1 protein-coding gene is annotated in these 1,466 nt (G+C 67.7%); it reads right to left on the reverse strand.

The annotated features are described in order from the left end of the window. Window positions 1-40: 40 nt before the first annotated feature. On the reverse strand, window positions 41-1,282 hold the full coding sequence (locus tag LOY02_RS18830; protein WP_317183898.1) for an IS110 family transposase: 1,242 nt from the start codon (window positions 1,280-1,282) through the stop codon (window positions 41-43). Window positions 1,283-1,466: the final 184 nt, after the last annotated feature.

Consider the following 1,466-nt stretch of genomic DNA (forward strand, 5'->3'; position numbering starts at 1 on the left):
CAGCCCCGGCTGAGTCGAAGCATCACTGATACGAGCTGGGTCAGGCGGCTCCTCGTGGCGCGATGGTGACGTGGTAGCCGAGGTCGCGCAGTCTCTGGACGGCGCTGTCCCTGGCTTGATCGGGGTGTTGGCGGGTGTACCAGTCGGGTCCGGGTTCGTCGTAGAAGGCGCCCGTCGTCAGCATGGTCCAGATGATGGTCAGCAGGGTCCGTTCGATCGCGACGAGGGCCTTCTGCTTGCCGCGGCTGCGGGCCAACCGCCGGTACTTGACGCCCAAGAAGGTGCCTTTGCTGCGGGCGATGCACAGCGCGGACGCGCCGAGCGCGCCCTTGAGGTGCCGGTTGCCTGGCCGGGCCCGGGTCGAGTGGGTCCTGCCGGCGGACTCGTTGTGTCCCGGACACACCCCGGCCCAGGACGCCAGATGGCCAGGGCTAGGGAAGCGGGTCATGTCCGCTCCGGTTTCGGCGATGATGACGTCCGCGGTCAGGACCCCGACCCCGGGGATGGAGCTGATCAGGCGCCGGGCGGGTAGAAACGGCTCCATCAGCTCCTCGATCCGGCCGGTGATCGAGGCGATCGCCGCGTCGTGCTGATCGATCAGCCTCAGGTGGGTGGCGACCAAGAAGGCGTGGTGCTCGGTGAACCGCCCGGCCAGCGCCGCGGTCAACTGCGGGATCTTCTCGCGAAGCGACTTCACCGACAGATCGGCCAGCACGGCCGGGTCACGCGTCCCACCGACCAAGGCCTCCAGGATCGCCCGGCCACTGGTGCCGGTGATGTCGCTGGCCACCAGTGAGAGCTTGATGCCGGCATCCTCGAGAACCTTCTCGAGCCGCTGCACCTCCCGGACCCGTTCCCGGGCGACCGCGGTCCGGGTCCGCGTCAGATCCCGCAGGCGCCGCACCGGCTCCGGCGGCACGAACGAGGCCCGCAGCAGCCCGTGCGCCCCCAACTGCGCCAGCCACGCCGCGTCGGACACGTCGGTCTTGCGACCGGGCACGTTCTTCGCGTCCTTCGCGTTGACGAGCATCACCTCGAACGGAGCATCCTCGAGCACGTAATAGAACGGTTTCCAGTAGTCCCCGGTCGCCTCCATCACGACACAGGTGACCCGCTGGCCGATCAGGTACTCCCGCAACGCGAGCACCTGCGCCGGCATCGAGGACCACGTCGTGACCTGAGCGTGCGCCCTAACCTTGCCCGACGACACGATCCGCACACACACCTTCGCGTCGCTCTTCGACAAATCCAGTCCCGCGCACCGCGGGTGCAAGACCTCCATCACCAGCCTCCTGCCGAGCCGACAAACCCTGACGCGGGCCACGGGTGGGGCAGGACGACTCGCTGGATTCTGAGTCTCGTGCTCGTAGCAACAATCCACGATTCCCGTGGCAGACCCCACACCTCACACTGAGTTACTGGCTGACAGCACAAAGCCGAAACCGAGGTTCACCGCAGCCCACCCC

The organism is Intrasporangium sp. (assembly GCF_032907665.1).
Classification (GTDB): Bacteria; Actinomycetota; Actinomycetes; order Actinomycetales; family Dermatophilaceae; genus Intrasporangium.